Origin of the sequence: Rickettsiella endosymbiont of Aleochara curtula (assembly GCF_964030935.1) — a bacterium.
Lineage (GTDB): Bacteria > Pseudomonadota > Gammaproteobacteria > Diplorickettsiales > Diplorickettsiaceae > Aquirickettsiella.
On sequence record NZ_OZ034990.1, the window covers coordinates 783,761 to 804,626 of the forward strand.

At 38.5% G+C, this 20,866-nt stretch carries 20 protein-coding genes; 12 read left to right on the plus strand and 8 right to left on the minus strand.

The annotated features are described in order from the left end of the window. The first annotated feature begins 15 nt into the window (after nucleotides 1–15). Both mutL and miaA read left to right on the plus strand, forming a co-directional pair. Nucleotides 16–1,866 (plus strand): DNA mismatch repair endonuclease MutL, encoded by a 1,851-nt coding sequence (gene mutL / locus AAHF87_RS03420; protein WP_342147036.1) that lies wholly within the window; start codon nucleotides 16–18, stop codon nucleotides 1,864–1,866. Between the two features lie 16 nt (nucleotides 1,867–1,882). Next, on the plus strand, nucleotides 1,883–2,785 hold the full coding sequence (miaA, locus tag AAHF87_RS03425; RefSeq protein WP_425288010.1) for a tRNA (adenosine(37)-N6)-dimethylallyltransferase MiaA: 903 nt from the start codon (nucleotides 1,883–1,885) through the stop codon (nucleotides 2,783–2,785). Nucleotides 2,786–2,888: 103 nt separating this feature from the next. Here the strand turns inward: miaA and AAHF87_RS03430 are convergent, their stop codons facing one another. From AAHF87_RS03430 to AAHF87_RS03440, 3 genes are read right to left on the minus strand one after another with little or no spacing between them, the layout of a single operon-like run. Further along, a complete protein-coding gene (locus AAHF87_RS03430; RefSeq protein ID WP_342147871.1) occupies nucleotides 2,889–4,190 on the minus strand; it encodes an MFS transporter in 1,302 nt (433 codons plus the stop codon). Then, nucleotides 4,171–4,737, minus strand: a complete 567-nt coding sequence (locus tag AAHF87_RS03435; RefSeq protein ID WP_342147040.1) for a non-canonical purine NTP pyrophosphatase — start codon at nucleotides 4,735–4,737, stop codon at nucleotides 4,171–4,173. The genes AAHF87_RS03430 and AAHF87_RS03435 overlap by 20 nt, the downstream gene beginning before the upstream one ends. Nucleotides 4,738–4,752: 15 nt before the next feature. After that, complete coding sequence (locus AAHF87_RS03440) at nucleotides 4,753–5,676, minus strand: 2-oxoadipate dioxygenase/decarboxylase family protein (protein ID WP_342147042.1); 924 nt, start codon at nucleotides 5,674–5,676, stop codon at nucleotides 4,753–4,755. A 54-nt stretch (nucleotides 5,677–5,730) separates the two neighbouring features. Between AAHF87_RS03440 and AAHF87_RS03445 the strand changes: the two genes are divergently transcribed. The 5 genes from AAHF87_RS03445 (at nucleotide 5,731) to AAHF87_RS03465 (ending at nucleotide 10,179) form a co-directional block, all read left to right on the plus strand. Continuing rightward, complete coding sequence (locus tag AAHF87_RS03445) at nucleotides 5,731–6,042, plus strand: NGG1p interacting factor NIF3 (protein WP_342147044.1); 312 nt, start codon at nucleotides 5,731–5,733, stop codon at nucleotides 6,040–6,042. Between the two features lie 14 nt (nucleotides 6,043–6,056). Then, complete coding sequence (locus tag AAHF87_RS03450; RefSeq protein WP_342147045.1) at nucleotides 6,057–7,736, plus strand: AsmA family protein; 1,680 nt, start codon at nucleotides 6,057–6,059, stop codon at nucleotides 7,734–7,736. Nucleotides 7,737–7,781: 45 nt separating this feature from the next. Beyond that, entirely contained in the window at nucleotides 7,782–8,843 is a 1,062-nt protein-coding gene (mutY, locus tag AAHF87_RS03455) for an A/G-specific adenine glycosylase (RefSeq protein WP_342147047.1), read from the plus strand. A gap of 188 nt (nucleotides 8,844–9,031) precedes the next feature. Continuing rightward, on the plus strand, nucleotides 9,032–9,310 hold the full coding sequence (locus AAHF87_RS03460) for an oxidative damage protection protein (protein WP_342147049.1): 279 nt from the start codon (nucleotides 9,032–9,034) through the stop codon (nucleotides 9,308–9,310). Between the two features lie 41 nt (nucleotides 9,311–9,351). Next, entirely contained in the window at nucleotides 9,352–10,179 is an 828-nt protein-coding gene (locus AAHF87_RS03465) for a purine-nucleoside phosphorylase (RefSeq protein ID WP_342147050.1), read from the plus strand. Between the two features lie 30 nt (nucleotides 10,180–10,209). Here the strand turns inward: AAHF87_RS03465 and AAHF87_RS03470 are convergent, their stop codons facing one another. From AAHF87_RS03470 to AAHF87_RS03480, 3 genes are read right to left on the minus strand one after another with little or no spacing between them, the layout of a single operon-like run. Next, entirely contained in the window at nucleotides 10,210–10,959 is a 750-nt protein-coding gene (locus AAHF87_RS03470) for an SDR family oxidoreductase (protein ID WP_342147051.1), read from the minus strand. Beyond that, complete coding sequence (locus AAHF87_RS03475) at nucleotides 10,959–11,774, minus strand: ScpA family protein (RefSeq protein ID WP_342147052.1); 816 nt, start codon at nucleotides 11,772–11,774, stop codon at nucleotides 10,959–10,961. The genes AAHF87_RS03470 and AAHF87_RS03475 overlap by 1 nt, the downstream gene beginning before the upstream one ends. Nucleotides 11,775–11,790: 16 nt before the next feature. Continuing rightward, complete coding sequence (locus tag AAHF87_RS03480) at nucleotides 11,791–12,429, minus strand: site-2 protease family protein (protein WP_342147053.1); 639 nt, start codon at nucleotides 12,427–12,429, stop codon at nucleotides 11,791–11,793. A gap of 252 nt (nucleotides 12,430–12,681) precedes the next feature. On the opposite strand from AAHF87_RS03480, the gene AAHF87_RS03485 reads away from it, so the two are divergent. From AAHF87_RS03485 to clpA, 3 genes are all read left to right on the plus strand, one after another. After that, nucleotides 12,682–14,223, plus strand: coding sequence for a hypothetical protein (locus AAHF87_RS03485; RefSeq protein ID WP_342147054.1), 1,542 nt, complete (start codon nucleotides 12,682–12,684; stop codon nucleotides 14,221–14,223). 87 nt (nucleotides 14,224–14,310) lie between these two features. Next, nucleotides 14,311–15,603 (plus strand): NADP-dependent isocitrate dehydrogenase, encoded by a 1,293-nt coding sequence (gene icd, locus AAHF87_RS03490; RefSeq protein ID WP_342147055.1) that lies wholly within the window; start codon nucleotides 14,311–14,313, stop codon nucleotides 15,601–15,603. A gap of 311 nt (nucleotides 15,604–15,914) precedes the next feature. Then, nucleotides 15,915–18,227, plus strand: coding sequence for an ATP-dependent Clp protease ATP-binding subunit ClpA (gene clpA / locus AAHF87_RS03495; RefSeq protein ID WP_342147057.1), 2,313 nt, complete (start codon nucleotides 15,915–15,917; stop codon nucleotides 18,225–18,227). Here clpA and infA read toward each other — a convergent pair. Next, nucleotides 18,224–18,487, minus strand: coding sequence for a translation initiation factor IF-1 (gene infA, locus AAHF87_RS03500; protein ID WP_342147058.1), 264 nt, complete (start codon nucleotides 18,485–18,487; stop codon nucleotides 18,224–18,226). The two genes, clpA and infA, sit on opposite strands and share 4 nt — an antisense overlap. A gap of 139 nt (nucleotides 18,488–18,626) precedes the next feature. On the opposite strand from infA, the gene AAHF87_RS03505 reads away from it, so the two are divergent. Together AAHF87_RS03505 and AAHF87_RS03510 are read left to right on the plus strand one after the other, a co-directional pair. Next, nucleotides 18,627–19,121, plus strand: coding sequence for a CinA family protein (locus AAHF87_RS03505; protein ID WP_342147060.1), 495 nt, complete (start codon nucleotides 18,627–18,629; stop codon nucleotides 19,119–19,121). A gap of 55 nt (nucleotides 19,122–19,176) precedes the next feature. Continuing rightward, nucleotides 19,177–20,112, plus strand: coding sequence for a hypothetical protein (locus AAHF87_RS03510; protein ID WP_342147062.1), 936 nt, complete (start codon nucleotides 19,177–19,179; stop codon nucleotides 20,110–20,112). Here the strand turns inward: AAHF87_RS03510 and AAHF87_RS03515 are convergent. Beyond that, nucleotides 20,093–20,857, minus strand: coding sequence for an exodeoxyribonuclease III (locus tag AAHF87_RS03515; protein WP_342147064.1), 765 nt, complete (start codon nucleotides 20,855–20,857; stop codon nucleotides 20,093–20,095). The genes AAHF87_RS03510 and AAHF87_RS03515 overlap by 20 nt on opposite strands. Nucleotides 20,858–20,866 lie beyond the last annotated feature (9 nt).

A 20,866-nucleotide genomic window follows, 5' to 3' on the forward strand; every position in this document is an offset into this window, starting at 1 on the left:
TAACTGTAGCAAATTATGTCAGGTCGTATCCAACGTTTAACATCGCATTTGGCCAATCAAATTGCAGCCGGAGAAGTGATTGAACGGCCTGCCTCTATCGTTAAAGAACTCGTCGAAAATAGTCTGGATGCTGGAAGTCAGCAAATTGACATTGATATTGATAAAGGCGGCATGCAACGCATCCGTGTCCGCGATAATGGCTATGGGATACATAAAGATGATTTAATTTTAGCTTTGGATCGACATGCAACCAGCAAGATCCACACTCTCAATGATTTAGAACGGATCAACACCCTAGGTTTCCGAGGCGAAGCTTTAGCCAGTATCAGCTCTATCGCTCGTCTTAACTTAAGCTCTTCAACAGAAACTACGCAACAAGGCTGGAAAATCAGTTGCGATTATCACCAGGAACATCCGCTAACACCTGTCCCTATTGCTCGTGCACGAGGAACAACAGTAGAAATTCACGATCTTTTCTTTAATACACCTGGTAGGCGTAAATTTTTAAAGTCAGAACAAACCGAATTCGCGCATATAGAAATCTTGATAAAACGTTTGAGCCTCAGTCATTTTGGTATAGGCTTTAGTTTACAGCATAATAAACGACCCATTTACCAATTGCATCCTGCTTACGACGAAGCGTCAAAAGAGCAACGTATTGCCACACTATGTAGTCGCGCGTTTGTCGAAAATGCTATCTACATTGATATGCACGGCATCGATCTGCGTTTATGGGGTTGGATTTCATTACCCACTTTTTCACGCAGCCAAAGCGATCACCAGTTTTTTTATGTTAATCGACGCATGGTGAAAGATAAGCTAATCAATCACGCCGTTAAACAAGCTTATCATGATGTTCTTTATAATGGCCGTCACCCTGCTTTTACGCTATTTATCGAGCTAGATCCGCAATCAGTTGATGTAAATGCTCATCCGGCGAAACATGAAGTTCGCTTTCGCGAGAGTCGCTTGGTCTACGATTTTGTCAAACAAAGTCTACAAAAAGCTTTGACTAATACTTCTCCTCAGCCACAAACAGTTGAATCAATAATCCCGGCAACTGAGTTAAATGAGAACATGGCTCAACTATCTACTGATATTGCTAACCCTCGTCAAAGCAGTTTTCCTTTACAGGTTGCACTAGATACTCCGATTTACAGTACTGAAAATATTAAAATCAATCATGAGCCTAGTATTTCGCCTGCAGAACAGAAAAAATTGTTAACGGAAAGATCATTTTCTATTCCATTAACAATTACACCTACAGAAAATTTGCTCAACGATCCACCTTTAGGTTTTGCCTTAGCACAATTGCATGGTATTTATATTTTGGCCCAAAATACGCAGGGCTTAATTCTTGTAGATATTCATGCCGCACACGAACGCATCCTTTATGAGCGCTTAAAGCAAGACATAAAAAATGCCGGTATAAAAACTCAAATTTTATTAATTCCACTCTGTTTAACATTATCTCAACAAGAGATACTGTTATTAGATGAATATGCTCATCTATTCACAGAATTTGGCTTTAAACTTGAAAATCTAGGTCCTGAAACTATCGTTATTCGTCAAATTCCAGAACTTTTAGCCCAAAGCAATCTTGAGCAATTAGTACATGACGTGTTAAGTGATTTAAATCAACATACTAACAGCCAGCATATTCCTGAAAAAATTAACGAATTACTTTCTAGCGTAGCTTGTCATAGTGCCGTACGTGCGCATCGCAACATGACACTGATGGAAATGAACCAACTACTGCGAGATATGGAACAAACTTCGCACAGTAATCAATGTAACCATGGTCGACCAACCTGGAAACAGTTGTCTCTATCTGATATTGACCGGTTGTTTTTACGTGGACGTTAAACCTGTTATTTGCCTGATGGGCCCTACTGCTTCAGGAAAAACTAATCTGGCCATCGATTTACTCTCCTATTTAGACTGTGAAATCATTAGTGTCGATTCAGCTATGATTTATCGTGGCATGGATATCGGTACAGCCAAACCCTCTACGCTTATTTTAAAACAAGCTCCGCATCGATTAATTGATACGCATGATCCTAGCGAAGTCTATTCCGCCGCAGAATTTAGGACAGATGCTATCAGCGCAGTTGAAGAAATTATTAATAAAGGTCGTATTCCTTTATTGGTAGGTGGAACGATGCTTTACTTTCATGTCTTGCAACAAGGCATTGCCACTTTACCACCCGCTAATCCTCTGGTTCGTGAGCAATTAACAAAAGATCTAAAAGATTTGGGCTTAAATAAGCTTCATGAACGTTTGTCTGCTATTGACCCGATTGCTGCACAGCGTATTCATCCTAATGATCCGCAACGAATCTTACGCGCATTAGAAGTTGTTCAAATTTCAGGGAAAACATTAACTGAATTACAACTCACACCCTCTCTCTCAGCGTCACCCTATTTATTTATTAATATTGCATTGCTTCCAGAGGATAGAAACCTACTACATAAAGCTATCGCAATGCGTTTTCAAACAATGTTAGATTTAGGTTTCATAGAAGAAGTGGAAAAATTATTTAAGCGTGGCGATCTAAACACTAATTTACCCGCACTCCGTACGGTAGGTTACCGACAAATTTGGAATTATTTACTCAATAATATTTCCTATATTGAGATGCAAGAACTTGCCATTATTGCAACGCGTCAGCTGGCTAAACGTCAATTAACTTGGTTACGTTCTTGGCCAGAATTAAAACTATTGGCTAGTAAAGATAAAGAAAATGTAAAAAAAATAATGGAACTAGTTAAAATACACTTATAGGATAGGAATTTCGTGAATAGAGCGGTTTATTGCAAGCACGTAAAATATTACTCGTCATTGCGAGCACCGTAGGTGCGTGGCAATCCATGAATGCACGCTGACTCTATTCGCTCGCCATGATAGTGAATTTTTTAATCGTTATTAACATAACGACTGCCACAACGGCACCCATAGCAAGATATACGCCGGGTATGGCGACATTAGAAGTTTTTGTTATTAAATAAATCGCAAGCAATGGTGCTGTGCCACCAAAAATGGAATAAGCGAGGTTATAGCTAAGCGAACCCAAGGTATAGCGCACTGTAACCGGTATCAGATCCAACGTAAGCGCCATCAACGGCCCTTGAAAACTGGCTGCAAGAATTGTTAAAACTAATTGCGCAATAACAACAGAAAAAAAAGCACCGTGCACAATCATCACATAAAGTGGGTAACTAAAACACATCAATCCGCTTGCACCTAATAACATTAAAGGTTTTCGACCCACTTTATCTGAAAGCCAACCAAAAAAAATATCTAGCAGTATCAGTAAAATTAATATTAACGTATTCAATGCATGTGCGTGGATCCGAGAATGACCTAACACGTCTGTGAAATAAACCGGCATGAAAATAAATACTAGATAGGTTATCAAAGCCGATAATAAATAAAGTCCCATTAATTGAACTATCAATACTTTATGCACTACAAAAATAGTCTTTAAAGGAAATTTTTCTATTAAACATCGAGTATGTAAACGCTGAAATTCCGGTGTCTCTGCAGTTCGTGTCCGTATATAATAAGCGATTAAACCGCTAATAGCGGCTAACATAAAAGGTAAACGCCAGGCAAAACGATACAGTAAAGGCCCATGAAAACTAACGAATAAAACAAAAACAATGAGTGACCCAAATAACAATCCGATCACGGAGCTAGCCCAAATTAATGAGGAAAAAAAACCGGTTTTATTAGAGGGTATCGATTCTACAATAAAACACGCAGAACCAAACGCTTCGCCTCCTACTGCTATACCTTGTAGTAATCGAAAGAAAAGTAATAAAAATGCAGAACTTATTCCGATCGTTGCATAATCTGGAAGCAAGCCTATACCACAAGTCGCTATCGCCATTAGTAAAACGCTTAGGCTTAAGGCTTTTCTTCTACCTTGCGTATCGCCTAGATAACCAAATAGCGCTGCACCCAAAGGGCGTGCCAAATAGCCCATTGCAAAAACACTATAGCTCAGTAATAAACCCGTGCTACGTAGACTATGAAAAAAAATCTGCGCAAACATACCGGCTAAATACGCATAAAGACTAAAATCATACCATTCTAAAATAGTCCCTATACAAGCTGAAAAAATGAGCTTTTTTTGATCCTTGGTCAGAATTTTTTCCTTGAGGAGCTTATTGAGTTTGATACCAATCTAAAAATTTCTGCAATGCTTGTTGACGAAAAGAAAAATGAAAAAAATCCTCTGTGTAACGTAATTGCGCCAAGGTTTTATCAGAACCATCGGGTTTAAAGATGGCTGTAAATGGAAGTTTAGGATGCGAAGATAAATCTTCAGGCATGATGATCCTACCCTGACAAATACCTTCAAATAATTGCGTTTGCAGTCCATCGGTGTAGGCTAGCTGTAAAATAAAAGAGGCACGATTGTCTTCCTCTACCAATTTGAATAAGCCTTTAAAGCCTAATCCTTGGAATACAAATTTCGATAAAGTTCCAGGAAATTGATTATAAGCAGCAAAAAATAATCCTCCATCATCAAGCAACAAAGGTTGCTTAACCACGTCAAATGCTTTTTTTACCTTATCTGACACCACTATTTTTTGATCTAAACTCTGAATTTCATCAATTTCGATAGCGTATTGTTCAACCTGGAAAGACGAAGCAGTCTTATCAAAGAAATCGCGAACCTCTTCGAATTTACCTGCATTATTGGTGACATAATAAATTTTTTTGTTCAATTTCATTTCCAAAAGTTATTTTAAATACAATGATTCAACCACACGATCGGCATTATCTGCAACAAAACCGGTAAAATAATCATGCCAGCGTATTTTTTCTTCGGCTTTTTCTGTTTTGGGATAACGCCAAACAAATTCGATAAATCGATCCGATAAATCTATGACTCCATCAGCAAGTTTTATGGATTTAAGAGTGGGTTGGGTAGCGCTTTGTTCTATACCCTTATTAATATTGCCTTTTATCAAACCACCTTTTTGATTCAAAGGAATATTTAAAGTAGAACTCAAAAATTGATTAAATTCTTTTAATTGAGCAAAACTTTTAGATAAATGAATTCCCCAAGCGAAATGATTAACCTGACGACCCATCACTAACACCCACGCTAACAATTCATTTTGATTTTTTACTATTGCATATTCTTGCAGAGTAGGTAAGGGCCAATCTCTAGATTGAAGATAATTCAAAATGAATTTCGCTAGTTGTTTAGCGGCCTGTTCATCTTGTTGTAAAGTACGCTGATGTAACAATTTTAATTGCTCATGATCTAATGCTTGTGCAAACCCGGCATAACGATCAATAATTTTTAATACTTGGGGCGCTAACGCTTCGCGGCGAAAATCTGCAACTACTATTTGCGGTGATACCTCAGTGGCCAAAGTCTCAGGACTTACTTCTTCGGACAACCATCTAAAATTATTTTGTTTTTCAGCCAAATAGTCCTGTCCGCGTATCCTATAACCGAGATAAGAGAATAAACAAGAAAGCGTATCCATGCCCGTAAAAGGACCCGGCAAATCAATGATTGCAAAATGATCCAGAATTAATTCTTCCTGAAAATGCTTCTGAATATAACTTTGAATCGTAGTTAACTCGGTTAAATGAGAGCTATAATTCTCCCATAATTGACTGAAAACAATGTTTTTAACGCGATTTATCATAGACAATCTTAGCTCACTCGCAAATTTAATCTCAAATACTATATACTAATATCCATGTATAAAATTTCAGTCTATATTCCTAGCGATCATCTTGAAGCAGTCAAACTAGCAATGTTTGATCAGGGTGGCGGTCGACTAGGGAATTATGATCACTGTGCTTGGCAATTATTAGGACGAGGTCAATTTCGCCCCTTGGCACAGTCTAACCCTTTTAAAGGTCAAAAAGGAAACGTAGAAACGCTCGACGAATATTTAGTTGAAATGCTTTGTGATGAAAAAAATATTAAGCCGGTCATAGCAGCTTTAAAAAAATCTCACCCCTATGAAGAACCTGCTTACGCGATAGTCCGTTTAGAAGATTTTTGAGGAAATAAAACCCCATGTCTAAGATATTTCGTATTTTTATTACTTTTATTGGCGCTGTTATATTACTAGCCCTAGTCTCTTTGATAGGATTAGTGGTGTTCGTGAATCCCAACGATCTTAAACCACAGATTAGTCAAGCCGTCACCAAGTTTACTGGGCGTCAGCTGCAATTAGGTGGTGATATTCAATGGTCTATTTTCCCTTGGTTAGGATTACAATTAAATGATGCCAAACTGACTAATAGCCCGGGCTTTGGTAGTAATCCCTTCGCACAAATTAAAAAGTTAGACATTCAAGTTCGTTTACTCCCCTTATTACATAAGCAGTTGGAAATTGGTAAGTTTCAAGTAAATGGACTCACACTCTATTTGGTAAAAAATGCTAAGGGTCAGGTCAACTGGGAAGGTCCGCTGACCTCGTCTAACAAAACTTCTAGTAGTTCAGAAAATAATCGTTTAGATCGTTTAAAACCAATAGGATTTATCGTAACCGGTTTAGGCATTCGTGACGGCCATATTATTTATGCTGACCAGCAAAAAAATAAGCATATTGAGATAACTGGACTACAGCTTAAAAGTGCAAATCTTGCTATTAATAAAACTTCCCCTTTTGACATTCAGTTTAACTTAAATTCTAACGTACCTAATATTAATGCTGCCGTTAAGTTGCGCTCAGATATCTTGCTCAGTGCCGATAGAAGCCATCTAGAATTTAATCATCTTAATTTAAATACTTATTTAAAAGGGCCTAATTATCCTAAAGGCGTACTTCCTCTTTCTCTAAAAGGACATATCAATTTCGATTTAAATAAACAAGATATTACCGTTGATGACCTCATTGCCTTTATTAATCAAATTAAACTAAACGGACAGATTACAGGACAACATATTTTAAATAATCCTAGCTTTGCGGGTCGCTTAAACAGCCCTCAAATTAAAACAGGACAATTAACTTTTCAACAAATACATCTTGGCTTTCAATTTTCAAATAATTTGCTTACGCTTAATCCTATTAATGCCCAATTTTATCGAGGCAATTATCAGGGAAAAGCCACTGTCAATCTTAATCCAAAAGTACCCTTCATTACTGCGCAAAATCAATTTAATCAAATTAACACTGCATTATTGTTGCAAGATCTAATTAATAAAAGTCAGATACAATTAGCCGGTTTAGCGACATTGAACCTTAATGTAACCACGACCGGTGATACCACTGATGCACTCATAAAAAATTTAAGCGGACAAGGTCACTTTAATTTAGATCAAGGTGCACTAAAAGGAATTAATTTATCCTATTGGATAGCATTAGGAAAAGCACTACTTAAACACGAAGTCACACCTAAGAACACAGGTTCGGATACACCATTCGATAAATTTAATGGTAGTTTTAATATTAATCAGGGCATCGTCAGTAACAATGATTTAATCATTAGCAGCGGTCGTTTGCGTGTCAATGGTAAAGGCTTGTTGAATTTACCATTGCAACAAATCAATTATGAATTACAAGCCCAACCGATTTTAGCCGACGGTAGCCCTGAAGGAATTGCCATACCGATTCGGATCTCAGGACCTTTAGAACACATTTCTATCAGCCCCATTCTGGATCAACTCAGTGTGGACATCATCAAAGAAAAACTCAAAGGGAAACTAGGCGATACATTAAAAAAATTAGATTTAAACAAACTATTTCATTAATTACTAAAGCAAAACATCAGTAACTAATTTGTTATAAAGCGTCCCGTGACACTAACAGCTAAACAATTTCAACAAAAAATATTAACCTGGTTCAGTAGCTCGGGCCGCAAACATCTCCCCTGGCAGCAAGCAAAATCACCCTATCTTATTTGGCTTTCGGAAATCATGCTGCAACAGACCCAAGTTGCCACAGTGATTCCTTATTTTGAACGTTTTGTTCAACATTTTCCGACACTTTCCTCACTCGCTAAAGCAGATATCGATGAGGTTATTATGCTTTGGGCAGGCTTAGGTTATTATGCTCGGGCACGCAATTTACACCGCTGTGCGCAATCCATTGAAAAAGAATATTCAGGAAAATTTCCACAAGATTTATTGTTACTACAAAACCTACCTGGCATCGGTCGATCAACAGCCGGCGCCATACTTGCCTTAGCATTTAGCCAGCCTGCGACTATACTCGATGGAAATGTAAAACGAGTACTGGCGCGGTTTCATGCCATCTCAGGCTGGTCTGGTTCAAGCATAGTAAGTAAACAATTATGGGCTTTAGCTGAACATTATACGCCCAAAAATAAATACATTGGTGAATATACACAAGCGATGATGGATCTGGGCGCACTCGTTTGCACACGCACGCAACCCAAATGTACAGAATGCCCTTTACAAAGCCATTGCCAAGCTTATATTGAAAATAACACTACAGATTATCCCTCACCCAAACCACGTGAAACCATCCCTTGCCGTACCATCAAGATGCTAATCTTAATCAATGATCAGCAAGAAATTTTACTAGAAAAACGGCCGCCGTTCGGAATTTGGGGGGGATTATGGAGTTTGCCGGAATGTTCAATAACAGAAAATATGAAAAATTTTTGCAAAAAACACTATTATTGTGAAATAGAGAAACCTATCAAAAAATATCATTTTTTAAAACATACGTTTAGTCATTTTCAACTGGAAATTAGGCCTGTCGTCATACCTGTAAAACAATGGTGCCCGCCACTAATGGAATCTGAGCGCATAGTCTGGTATAACAAGCAACAATTAGCCACGAAAGGTCTTGCCGCACCAGTCAGAAAATTATTAAGCCACATACACTCATAGCAATGATGCTTTTGGCAAATACCGCAGAGTTAAGTGACAGACAACAATTCAAATGCGAAGAGTATACTCGCAGCAGTTGGATTTTTGGCAAGGCGCCGCGAGAATGAAGCAACCGGATGTATTCAAGATACATGAGGATTGCGAGTTGAGCGGCAACACAGACAACAATTCAAATGCGAAGAGTATTTATGAGCCGAACTATTTATTGCATTAAACTACATACCCAAGCAGAAGGACTTGATTATCTCCCTTACCCCGGAGAATTAGGTCAACGCATTTATCAATCGATTAGTAAACCCGCTTGGCAACAATGGGTAAACCATCAAACTATGCTCATTAACGAATATCGCTTAAGTACATTCGAGCCTCAAGCACGGGAATTTTTGAAAAAAGAAATGGAAAAGTTTTTATTTGGATCGGATGAAGTAGCGAGCACTCCTCCACCGGGGTATAGTGACCCTCATTAAAATCATATAAAAGACGAGTTTATCTCACTAAAAGGTGATTCATGACAGCCCATTTTTCCCCACAACAGCTTGCTCAATCTATTTTGAAACGTCGAACTGATTTCCAACCTAAGATTGGAATTATTTTAGGCTCTGGTTTAGCAGATATTGCCGATAAGCTTACTGACAGCATCTCAATTCCCTATGCTGAACTTCCTGGTTTTCCAGTGAGTAGCGTAATAGGACATCATGGAAAAATGATACTTGGCTATCTCAACAAAATACCTGTTGTATGTTGCCAAGGGCGTGTTCATCCCTATGAAGGGATGCAAGGTAAAGACTTTAAAACATTTATCCGCACCTTAAAATGTTTGGGCTGCCATACCCTATTAATGACGAATGCTGTCGGAGCCTTAAATAAAAATGTGGAATTAGGTCAATTGATTTTAATTTCCGATCATATCAATTTTCAACCGATGAATCCTCTTGCCGGACCTAATGATGAAGAATTTGGTCCACGTTTCTTCCCTATGGATGATGCTTATGATTCGGGTATCCGACATATCATTCAACAAACGGCAAAAAAGTTGTCTATCCCTTTAAACGAAGGGGTGTATGTTAGTGTTTTAGGTCCTAATTTTGAAACTCCTGCAGAAATACGGGCTTTTCGACAGTTAGGTGCGGATGTAGTAGGAATGTCCACCGTTCCCGAGGTGATTGTTGCTAGACATTGCGGTTTAAATGTAGCGGTCATTTCTGTAGTAACGAATCTAGCGGCTGGACTTAGTGATGAACCGATTACGCATGAAGGAACGGTACATTTTGCCGCGAAAGCAAGCGATAATCTAGGCCGATTGCTCGAATCCGCAGTCGTACAGATTCCCCATTGATGTAACAAGAATTCAAGTGCGAAGAGTATTTTATTGTATGGTGTAGCCACCATCAATATTAACCAATGCACCCGTCATAAACGAAGCGGAATCACTACATAAGAAACCGACCAGCTGCGCCACTTCCTCAGGTTTTCCTACGCGCTTCAGCGGTAATTTTTCAGCCACTTGTGCTTGAATAGAAGAAAGTGTTGAGCCTGTTTTTTGCCGAAAACTTTCTAAAACAGCTTGATACATCGGTGTATCGATAGTACCGGGGCAAACACAATTAACTCGAATTCCATAAGCGGCATAATCTAATGCCGTACTTTTAGCTAATTGTGCAATAGCTGCTTTACTTGCACCATAAATGGCGCATTGTTCTTTGGCGATAAAAGCTTGATCCGAAGCCATTAAAACGATTGTTCCGAATCCTTGCTGTTTCATGCAAGGTAATACTTGCTGCAAACAATAAATCGTACCCATTAAATTGGTTGCAAAGACTTTTTGCATAGCTTCATCAGAACTTTCTTCTATGTTAGCAAATAAATGTATACCCGCATTACAAAAAAGATAATCAATCGTTGGGTTTTTCTGAAGAATGGTATGCATCGCTGATTTAACTTGATCAGCTTTCGAAACATCACACGCTAAGTAATGAATCGACTGAGATGCGACATTTGCCAATTTTTTTTTATCGAGTATGTAAACGGTTGCTCCTGCACCACTGAATAACGCGACAGTTGCTGCGCCAATTCCTGATGATCCACCGGTTATTATAATTGTTTTATTTTGAAACATTAGATTCCTCGCACTTCAATCTCTCCAAAAGGGTCGGCTTGCGAAAGTTTAACTAAGGATTGGCGCCATAATTCTAACAAAGCCATAAAAGTCACTACGACACCCATACGACCTTCATCGAGTTTAAACAGCTCAGTAAATTTTAACTGAGATTGCGTGGTTATTTTATGCAAAATTTGCGCCATACGATCCTTAATCGACAACGGTTCTTCGGCAATGGCATGATGCGTTCTTAAAGCAGCCCTAGATAAAACCGCTTGAAAAGCTTCCACTAACTCCTCTAAAGCCAAAGGCGGAAGTTGTCTGGGATTTTCTGCCGAAACAGACGGCAGAACGGCTTCCGCCATCGCTAAAAAAACATCGCGGCCTAAACGCGGCAATTGCTCTAAAGTCTGCGCGGCTTGTTTGGTTCTTTCGTACTCTTGTAAACGACGTATTAATTCAGCCCGAGGATCGGCCTCATCATTCGTTTGCGCCTCGAAGGGCTTAGGCAAAAGCAGACGTGATTTAATTTCAGTGAGTATGGCCGCCATGACCAGATATTCGGCGGCTAATTCAATTTCCAATACCTGCATCAACTCAATATATTGCATATATTGGCGCGTTATTTCTGCAACCGGAATATCCAAAATATCAAAATTTTGCTTTTTTATCAGATAGAGCAGCAGATCTAAAGGTCCTGTAAAGGCTTCTAGCAGTACTTCTAAGGCCTGAGGAGGAATATACAGATCACTAGGCATTTGGGCCAAGGGTTGACCACGTATAGTGGCAATAGGCGTATCGGCTGGTGTCGTAGCAAGTAGGTTTTCAGTCATAGCTCCAGTGTAATGGTTATAAGCCAAAAAATCTAAAAAAAACCGATAATAGCCCCTGCAATAGCGGACCTAAGATTCTGGCCAGAACACCACTGGCTAATAACAGCACTAAAATAAAAAACCCATACACCTCTAATTTATTAAACTGATAAGCCATCGCCGGTGACAAAAAACTAGCCACTACGCGACTACCATCTAAAGGTGGGATCGGAATTAGATTTAATAGCATTAATACCAAATTAATCGACACGCCGATCTGGGCCATATAAATAATCGGCGCATTATCAAATAACATCGCTATTTTGGCGATACCCACCCACAAAAAAGCCATCGCGAGATTCGCCATAGGGCCCGCGGCGGCGACTAAAGCCATATCACGTCTGGGGTTTTTAAGATTTTGCCAAGTAACCGGTACCGGTTTCGCCCAACCAAATACGAACCCACCCAGGAAAAAAAGAATGGCTGGTACAATAATGGTGCCGATGGGGTCAATATGCTTCAATGGATTCAGCGTTAAACGGCCCAATACTTTAGCCGTAGGATCGCCGCATTTTGAGGCAACCCAGCCATGTGCGGTTTCATGGACAGTGATAGCGAACAGTAAAGGTATCACCCATAGTATTATTTTTTGGCCTAAAGAAAAATCACCTATCATCTTTTAACTCAATAACCTCATTAAACTAAAGTATATACTCATCCAAACTAAATTGGCGAATAGACTGATTCGAAAGCTTGCCAAAAATGCCCTGATTTACGCTAAAACCTAACAATATTTCTCATTACTGATGACATCCATATTTTTTTGGCTTTCTGAAAGCAGAATTAGGCTGACCTTTAATTTAATAATGCGTTAAGGAAAGTTAATTACAGTAGTTTAAAAATTACAAATTAATCTTGAGACCAAAAAATGCCCGCAAAAAATACCCAGTCGATTTTGATGCATGAAGATACATTTCTTAGTGCAAAAAATGCAAATAATGAAAAAGATCTAGAGAAACACTTAACGGAAATTATGACGGTTGCCAACGGGCATTATAACACCGTATATCGTATGTATAAAAATAACCCCAATATAGAAAAATTTAGCTTTTGTAAGGAAAATTTCCAAAAAATTAAGTCTATTATTGAATCAAAAGGAAATTCTACAGCATTAATTAATAAAATTTATCTGGAAGCATGGATATCAACGCTCTATTCTGATGTGCATGCCTTAAATTTGGATCCAGAAACAGAAGAGGAACTAATTAAATTAAACGAAAAGATTCTAGCTATTGGAATTGATTTCATAAAATTACAAACGAAAAAAGCAAGTTTAGATTCAAAAGATGAAAACTCGGTTACGCTGCTAGAGTATATCGATGATTTTGAACAGACCTGGAAAACTAAGGAAAAAAGACTTCTAGCAGATAGTCATTATAATTTTGCAGAAACTTTAGTCGAAAAATCTAAAATAGAATTAAAAGATAAAGCGAATGGCCAGATAAATCAGGTAGAAGCTGCAATGAAGTTTTTAGCAAAAGCCGTTAATTTTTATAAACAGGCTAATCTATCAAAATCCGCAGATCAAACAGAGCAGCGCATAAAAGAACTTGAAATAACAGCACAAAAATTACAGAATTCATCCAAGAATAATCATTTTACTTCGCACCCGAATAAAAAACTCGTCGTAGTTTTAAGGAGAACATCTCCCCCGTTAAAACATGCAGCAATAACATGGACCGCATCCTATAAAGAAACTCCTAAGGAAACATCGGATAAATTGCCTAAAGTGCTTGATCAATCCATACTTCCTATAGTAACGCAAAAAATAGCTGCCTCAGATGCGATCAAACCAACTCAGCGTAAAAGAGAATCATTTGACAATGACATCAAGCCAGCTAAAAAAGTAAAAATAGATCCTGCTATCGCCCCCCATCATAAAATAAAGTCCCAATGGAAAAAAGAGTGTGAACATTTATTAAACGAGTTCTCACAAATGAGAATAAACGATAAGCTTGAAGGTATCCTCAATCCTTTCCATAAGAAATCATTTAACGAACGTCGCGCTATCGCTTGCAACAATTATGCAATAACCATAATAATGGATTTAATCAACTCAAAAAAGAATGCAGCTGACTCTGAAAAACTGGAACTTTTAGAAAAAGCCAAAAAGCAATTTTTAAATTCCTCAAATTTTTATACTCAGACTAATCTTTTAAAAGAAAAAGATAAAGCAAAGCAATGCATAAATATACTTACATTAAGCATAAAAAAATTAGCTTCTATCGCATCCACTAATGAAAAAACTACCTTCGATAAACCAGTAGTTAGTGATAAAAAACTTGTTTTACCTATTCGAGACACTCGAACTTTCTTTAAAAACTTATCATGCCCGGAAAACAATGCTATAAAAGTTGAAAATCAGCAAAACTCAGGAAAGCTTGTCTATTCGCCTTTATCACTGCGTTAACATTAACAAAGTAAACTCGCTCAAGTAAACAAAATCCTGTAAAATTGGATCGAAATTTTTCTATCCCAAAAAAAAGCGGAGAGCGTAATGTCTTACCAGCATATTCAGATTCCAAGTTCCGGCGAAAAAATATCGGTTAATTCAGATTATTCTTTAAATGTGCCGAATCAACCAATAATTCCTTTTATTGAAGGTGATGGTATCGGTGTTGATATCACGCCAGCGATGCGACTCGTGGTTGATGCCGCTGTCAGCAAGGCTTATGGCGATAAACGTCGAATTGCTTGGATGGAAATCTATGCCGGAGAAAAAGCCACACAGATTTACGGTTCTGATGTTTGGTTACCCGAAGAAACACTCGCTGCAGTGCGTGATTATGTGGTTTCGATCAAGGGGCCGCTCACCACGCCAGTAGGTGGAGGTATTCGTTCGTTAAATGTGGCATTGCGCCAAAAACTAGATTTATATGTTTGCCTACGCCCAGTCCGTTATTTTAAAGGCGTGCCTAGCCCGGTTCGTGAACCGGAAAAAACTAACATGGTCATCTTTCGGGAAAACTCTGAAGATATTTATGCCGGAATCGAATGGGAAGCCGACAGTAAAGAAGCCAAAAAATTGATCGCTTTCTTACAACATGACATGGGCGTTAAAAAAATTCGTTTTCCTGAGCACTGTGGCATCGGTATTAAACCGGTATCGAAAGAAGGCACACAACGTTTAGTCAAACGCGCGATTCAATATGCTATAGACCAAGATCTGCCCTCAGTAACCTTAGTGCATAAAGGCAATATCATGAAATTCACCGAAGGTGCTTTTAAAGATTGGGGTTATGCAGTGGCTAAAGAGCAATTTGGTGCAGAGTTGCTTGATGGCGGCCCATGGATGCGCTTAAAAAATCCGAAAACTGCTAAAGAAATCATTATTAAAGATTTCATTGCCGATGCCTTCTTACAACAAATTCTACTCCGTCCCGCCGAATATAGCGTAATTGCAACATTAAATTTGAATGGTGATTATATTTCAGATGCTTTAGCCGCACAGGTCGGCGGCATCGGCATTGCCCCTGGCGCAAATCTGAGTGACAAAGTGGCCATGTTTGAAGCAACTCATGGCACAGCACCCAAATATGCCGGACAAAATAAGGTCAATCCCGGATCGTTGATCCTATCCGCTGAAATGATGTTACGGCATTTGGAGTGGAATGAAGCAGCCGATCACATCATTACCGGTGTGGAAGGCGCTATCCTAGCAAAAACCGTGACTTATGACTTTGCCCGTTTAATGAACGATGCCAAAGAAGTCAGTTGCTCTGATTTTGCCCAAGCTATTGTCGATCATATGTGCAATAAACAAACACTTGCCTCGGCTACTGCATTATAAAAATTATCATTTTATAATCCTTTACTAAGTTAAGAGGAAAATTTCAATTTTCCTCTTAAAATCATCCGTCTGAGTGCTCTTCCTTACTACAAAAGCGCTAGCAAACTATCTAAAAAATACAGCTATTCCCTTTCCCTGTATTTAAAAGGCTTAAAATTACGCAAACTCGCAAATCCTTAAATTTCGACTAGGCTTAAAAATAAAGGGAAATAATTTTTTCAACATGGACTACCCAGCTTGTATAACAACAGTGAAACTCGCCTTTATGCGGGAAGTCACGGATTTTATACGATTCGAAAAGGAGGGCTACCATGTTTAGCAAAGAGCTTGAAGTTAGTTTAAATTCAATATTTAAACAAGCTCGTGAAAAACGTTATGAATATTTAACAGTTGAACATCTATTGTTAGCACTTTTAGATGAACCTTCCGCCGTTGCTGCATTAAAAGCATGCGGAGCGAATTTAAATCGGCTTAAGAACGAGATTAGTAATTTTATTGCAGCAACCACACCTTTGTTTCCTTCGGCTGATCCTAATCTCGATATACAACCTACATTAGGTTTTCAACGGGTTTTGCAACGCGCCATTTTTCAAGTACAGTCCAGTGGAAAAACCCAAGTACATGGCGTTAATATTTTAGCTGCTATTTTTGGAGAGCAAGATAGCCAAGCTATTTATTTTTTGCGTCGCGAAAATGTGACGCGCTCCGATGTATCGAATTACATATCTCAAGGGCTGCCTAAATTACAAGATAATTTGGAGCCTAAATTAAATCAGTTTGTGACTGAAGAAGAAGTCACTATCGAGGGCCCTGGAAATAGTCCATTAGAGCTTTATGCCATTAATTTAAATAGCAAAGCGCGTCTTGGAAAAATTGATCCTTTAATTGGTCGTGAAGAAGAATTAGCACGCGTGATTCAAATTCTTTGCCGCCGTCGTAAAAATAATCCTTTATTAGTCGGTGAAGCCGGTGTCGGTAAAACGGCAATTGTGGAAGGACTCGCTAAAGCCATTATTGAAAAAAAGGTTCCCTCTGTTCTCGCTAACAGCACCATATATTCTTTAGACCTAGGTAGTTTATTAGCTGGAACCAAATATCGAGGGGATTTTGAAAAAAGATTTAAGGCTTTATTAGCACAACTTAAACAAGAACCTCAATCCGTACTCTTCATTGATGAGATTCATGTTGTCATTGGTGCGGGTGCTGCCTCAGGCGGTGTGATGGATGCTTCTAACTTAATTAAACCGTTACTCACGACCGGCGAATTAAAATGCATCGGTGCTACCACTTACCAAGAATATCGTAGCATTTTTGAAAAAGATCGTGCTTTAGCAAGACGTTTCCAAAAAATCGATGTTCCTGAACCTAATTTAGAAGAAACTATTGCCATTTTACGCGGATTACGCGATAGACTGGAAGAACATCACCACGTCAAATATCGTATGACAGCCTTACGTGCTAGCGTCGAGCTTGCCGCACGTTATTTACCGGATCGGTTCTTACCCGATAAAGCGATTGATATTGTTGACGAAGCTGGCGCCTATCAGGCCTTACGACCTAGCCATAAAAGAAAACATATCATCGGTATCCATGAAATCGAAGCCATTGTCGCTAAGATGGTACGTATACCCACGCGAAATGTTTCTGCTTCAGATAAGAGTCGTTTACGTCACTTAGAAGCAAAATTAAAAGCTCGCGTATTCGGCCAAGATATAGCCATCGAAAATCTTTGCGCTGCGATGAAATTGACGCGTTCTGGTTTAAGAGAAACCAATAAAACTATAGGATCTTTTCTTTTCGCCGGACCAACGGGTGTGGGGAAAACCGAGGTTACACGTCAACTCGCAGAACTCATGGGCATCGAACTACTACGTTTCGATATGTCTGAATATATGGAAAGACATAGTGTCTCTCGTCTAATCGGAGCTCCTCCAGGATATATTGGTTATGATCAAGGTGGCTTATTAACCGAAGCAGTGACTAAACATCCACATGCCGTTTTATTGTTAGATGAAATTGAAAAAGCTCATCCGGATATTTTTAATCTTTTATTGCAAGTGATGGATAACGGTAACTTAACTGATACCAATGGTCGAAAAACCGATTTTAGTCATATTATTTTAGTCATGACCAGTAATGCAGGAGCTGAACAGTTTAGTCGTCAAGAGATAGGTTTTACACCTAGTTTGAATCATGCTGAAAATTCAGAAGCTATCAAACGCGTATTTTCTCCTGAATTTCGTAATCGTTTGGATGCCACTATTTACTTTAATTATTTAAATGCAAACATCGTTTCTCAAGTAGTTGACAAATACTTACTCGAGTTAGAAGCACAACTCGAAAAGAAACACGTTAGCATGCAGGTCGAAAAACCTGCCCGTATCTGGTTAGCTAAACATGGTTATGATAGAAGCATGGGGGCACGTCCCATGATGCGCCTCATACAAGAGCGAATCAAAAAGCCGATAGCTGATGAGTTACTCTTTGGACGTTTAGTACATGGTGGTCATTTAATATTAACGTGTAGCAGCGATGAATTACAATTAATTATTTCGGAAAAAAGAGGAATTATTATTCCCCCTGAAGAACAAAATAAAAATCTAACTCAAGCGCCTATCAGCTAACCAGCAGCAGCAGGAGGCGGCTTAGACTTATCTGGCTCGGAGCCTTTACCGCGAAATATGATACGACCCTTGCTTAGATCATACGGTGTCATTTCGACTTTCACCTTATCGCCGGTAAGGACTCGGATATAACTTTTTCGCATACGTCCGGATATATGGGCATTAATAACATGCCCATTTTCTAATTCCACCTTAAATAAGGTATTTGGTAAGGTCTCAATGACTGTACCTTCCATCACTATCTGATCTTCTTTGGCCATAAATTACCTAGCAATTAACTCTATCACATCTCTAATAAGAGGCTATGTTGCCGTAAATGCCATGCGTTTACAATAACCTTTTTTTACACCAGCCGTTATACTCTTAAATAGGAAGCCATTATAGGAAGCTAAACAACTGATGAGCCACCCATTATCCCAAGTGCATTGCGATGCAAAAAAGTTAGGCGATAAACTCAAACAACAGGAGTTACAGCTAGTAACCGCTGAATCATGCACAGGAGGACAATTAGCACAAACCATTACCAGTGTTCCTGGCGCTTCAACGTGGTTTGAACGTGGATTCGTTACTTACTCTAATTTGTCTAAACAGCAAACACTAGGAATAGACGAATCACTCATAAAGCGATATGGACCTGTGAGTGAAGAAGTCGTACTCGCAATGGCTATGGGTGCCTTAAACAAAAGTCCAGCCAGCGTCAGCATTGCCATTACCGGCATTGCTGGACCTGACGGAGGAACAGAAAAATTCTCGGTAGGTACAATATGGACGGCTTGGGTGAGTGAAAACGCTTTTAGCAAAACCGAATGCCAGCATTATACCGGTGATCGATTAATTATTCGTTATGCAGCAGTAGAATTTGCATTACAAACATTGTTAAATTTAATAAAATAAAATATTATTCAAACCCTGAGGATATAGAGACTACAATAATACTATTGATTTTGTTATGCTGAGTCTTAGGGATAATGACTATAGAAAAAATCTTTCTTGCATTATCGATAATAATTTTTATTGGGTAATATCGCCGGTTGCCGATGGAAATTGTGGGCTGTATGCCTTTGCTTGCGGATTAATTGATGCCATCACTCGCAATCAACTAATTTTAGATAAACATTTATTCGAAGACTTTAGGGAAAAAGTATTAAACAATCTAGCTTCCTGCCCTCTCAAAAAACTGTTAAAAAATCCTTCGCTCTGTTTTATTGAATTTAAAGCCTTTCTACATCAACAAAGTTCACGTCAAGGACTTATTAACTTAACTGCATTACTTTCCAATCCCTTACGTAAAATCGGCTATGCGGGTTATCTTGCGCTTTTAAATCAAGAAACTCAATTGACCGATCTTGAACCAGAAGATAAAAAATTAAATCAAGATGGAAATTACGTGGGATTTGAAATTCTTATTGCTTTAGCCAACTATTTTAAAATAGAAATAAACTTAATCGCCTACAATCCGAATCTTAAGCGTTATTATTGGGCACAAACTCCATTAGATAAATCTAAGTCCTTATTTACACTAGTCAATGTAAGCTCGCATTGGAATTATTTATTACCGAAAGAACAAACAGATGGTTTAGCTAAATTTTTGCCAGAAGAAATTGATCTTCCACAGCCCTCTAAACCTTTATCGGAAAAAACAAGTAAGAAACTGAAAAAAAATATTGCCAAATTACCTACTATAATAAAAATATTTTCTCAAGAGTTAAAAAAAACTTTTAAACTCCATGGAATCTTCAATAGTGATCAAGAGAAATTAATCTGCCCCGAAGAAAATTTATGTTTAAAACGAAAATCCTCATCCTGTCTACCCTTGTTTTTTAACTGTTCAACACCTGAAGTTCCAGACCTTATTCCAACTACTTCTAAAACTTATAATCGATAATTAAAGGAGCATGATCTGAAAAGCGTTGATCTTTATAAATCCCAACCGATTTAATTTTATTCTTAAGTCCGGGTGTAATGATTTGATAATCAATCCTCCATCCGACATTATTATCCCAAGCACGTCCGCGATTTGACCACCAGGTATATTGTTCGGCTTGTTGATTCATCTCTCGGAAAGCATCCACATAACCTATGGGTCCTAATAGCTCATCCAACCAAGCCCGCTCTTCAGGTAAAAAGCCAGAATTTTTTTGATTGCTACGCCAATTTTTTAAATCGATGGCTTGATGCGCAATATTCCAATCTCCACAAATAATAAAATCGTGTTCTTGCTGGCATTGTTTTTTCAAAATAGGTAAATAATGATCTAAAAATTGAAATTTAAGCTGCTGACGTAATTCACCACTACTACCTGATGGCATATATAACGAAGCAACACTCAATCTAGGAAAATTCAGCTGAAGATAACGCCCTTCTTTATCCGCGCATTCCCAACCTAACCCGGCAGTAATTGAATCAGGTTTGATACGGCTATAAATCGCCACACCACTATAACCTTTTTTTTCAGCATCAAAAAAATACGCCTGATAACCCTCAGGATAATGTGACGTATCCAATTGAGCTTTTTGTGCTTTGGTTTCCTGTAAGCAAACAACATCAGCATTTTGCAGTTTCAACCAATCAAAAAAACCTTTGCGCGCAGCAGAGCGAATACCGTTCACATTTAAAGTAATAATACGCATATACTCACA